The sequence below is a fragment of the Pseudomonas sp. CM25 genome (assembly GCF_013179705.1).
Lineage (GTDB): Bacteria > Pseudomonadota > Gammaproteobacteria > Pseudomonadales > Pseudomonadaceae > Aquipseudomonas.
On record NZ_JABMCW010000567.1, the window covers coordinates 1 to 2,123 of the forward strand.

Sequence of the window (2,123 nt, forward strand, 5' to 3'; positions counted from 1 at the left end):
TGGGCCTGGAAAACACCGGCGTCGAGCTGGATGCGCGCGGTTTCATCCGCGTCGATGAGCAGTACCAGACCACCGCGCCGTCGATCCTTGCCATTGGCGATGTGATCGGCCGTGTGCAGCTTACCCCGGTAGCCCTCGCCGAAGGCATGGCTGTGGCGCGGCGCCTGTTCAAGCCGGAGCAATATCGCCCGGTGGACTACCAGAACATCCCCACCGCAGTGTTCAGCCAGCCGCCAATCGGTACCGTGGGCCTGACCGAGGAGCAGGCGCTGGACGCTGGCCACAAGGTGCAGGTGTTCGAGAGTCGCTTCCGCGCCATGAAGCTGACCCTGACAGACATTCAGGAAAAAACCCTGATGAAGCTGGTGGTCGATGCCGAGACCGACAAGGTGCTGGGTTGCCACATGGTTGGCCCCGATGCCGGCGAGATCATCCAGGGCCTGGGCATTGCCCTGAAGGCGGGGGCGACCAAGCAGCAGTTCGACGAAACCATCGGCGTGCACCCGACGGCGGCAGAAGAGTTCGTAACCATGCGCACCGTGACCCGCTGATCACCCGGCGCAGATTCATGCTGCAGGAGCAGCCTTGTGCTGCGAAGAGGCCGACAGGGGAGCAGGTGGTCTGTTGCCATGCCGGCCTCTTCGCAGCGCAAGGCTGATCCTGCCCGAGCGATGTGCGGCCATGCAGCCTGCGCAATCCTTTGCTCAGCCCATTCCCTTCTATTAATAAACCCCGGTTATAGCCAAAACCAATCACAAGCATGAGCTTTGCCAATGAGCCTTGAACGGGATGAACGGTTAGGATTCTTTCCATCAACTGATTCCAACCCCATGAAGGAGCGTCTCTCATGCCAATCATCAACAGCCAGGTCAAACCGTTCAACGCCACCGCCTACCACAAGGGCGAGTTCGTTCAGGTCAGCGAAGCCGACCTGAAAGGCAAGTGGTCCGTCGTGTTCTTCTACCCGGCCGACTTCACCTTCGTCTGCCCGACCGAACTGGGTGACCTTGCCGACAACTACGCCGAGTTCCAGAAGCTGGGCGTGGAAATCTACGGCGTGTCCACCGACACCCACTTCACCCACAAAGCCTGGCACGACACTTCGGACACCATCGGCAAGATCCAGTACCCGCTGATCGGTGACCCGACCCACGTTATCTCGCGCAACTTCGACGTGCTGATCGAAGAAGCCGGCCTGGCCGATCGCGGTACCTTCGTGATCAACCCGGAAGGCCAGATCAAGATCGTCGAACTGAACGACGGTGGTGTAGGCCGCGATGCTGCCGAGCTGCTGCGCAAAGTGAAGGCTGCCCAGTACGTTGCCGCTCACCCAGGCGAAGTGTGCCCGGCCAAGTGGAAAGAAGGCGAAGCCACCCTGGCGCCATCGCTGGACCTGGTCGGCAAGATCTAAGGCCATGTGCCAGTCGCGGGCGGTAGCCAGCCGCCAAAGCTGAAGTTTCTCCCGCCCCGTAAAAACGCCCGGGCGAACTCGCCTGGGCGTTTTTGTATCCGAGTTTTGAAAAAAGGAATCGCCCCGTATGTTGGACGCCACGCTTAAATCGCAACTGAAAACCTACCTGGAGCGGGTCACCCAGCCGATCGAGATCGTTGCCTCCCTCGACGACGGCGCGAAGTCCCGCGAATTGCATGACCTGCTGGTGGAAATTGCCAGCCTGTCTAGCCTGATTACCTTCAGCGCGGACGGCACCGACGCCCGTCGTCCCTCGTTCTCGCTGAGCCGCCCGGGTGCTGCCCTTGATGGCAGAAGCATCAGCTTGCGCTTCGCCGGCATCCCCATGGGCCACGAATTCACCTCGCTGGTGCTGGCGCTGCTGCAAGTCGGCGGCCACCCGTCCAAGGCCAGCGCCGAAGTGATCGAGCAGATCCAGGCGCTGGAAGGCGAATTCAACTTCGAAACCTACTTCTCGCTGTCGTGCCAGAACTGCCCGGACGTGGTCCAGGCGCTGAACCTGATGGCCGTGCTCAACCCCAACGTGCGCCACGTGGCCATCGACGGTGCGCTGTTCCAGGCAGAAGTGGAATCGCGCAAGATCATGGCGGTGCCGAGCATCTACCTGAATGGCGAAGTATTCGGCCAGGGCCGCATGGGCCTGGAAGAAATC

At 61.0% G+C, this 2,123-nt stretch carries 3 protein-coding genes; all 3 read left to right on the forward strand.

The features are described 5' to 3' along the window. Positions 1–551, forward strand: a 551-nt coding sequence (locus HP546_RS29490) for an FAD-dependent oxidoreductase (protein WP_172233178.1), incomplete at its 5' end; no start/stop codon positions are given. Positions 552–847: 296 nt separating this feature from the next. Beyond that, positions 848–1,411, forward strand: a complete 564-nt coding sequence (ahpC, locus tag HP546_RS29495; protein WP_004375926.1) for an alkyl hydroperoxide reductase subunit C — start codon at positions 848–850, stop codon at positions 1,409–1,411. Between the two features lie 127 nt (positions 1,412–1,538). Next, the coding region (locus HP546_RS29500) for a thioredoxin family protein (RefSeq protein ID WP_172233181.1) at positions 1,539–2,123 on the forward strand (585 nt) is incomplete at its 3' end.

Coding starts and splice junctions, on each gene's coding strand:
- ahpC (WP_004375926.1), top strand. CDS start 848: ATGCCAATCATCAACAGCCAGGTCAAACCGTTCAACGCCACCGCCTAC.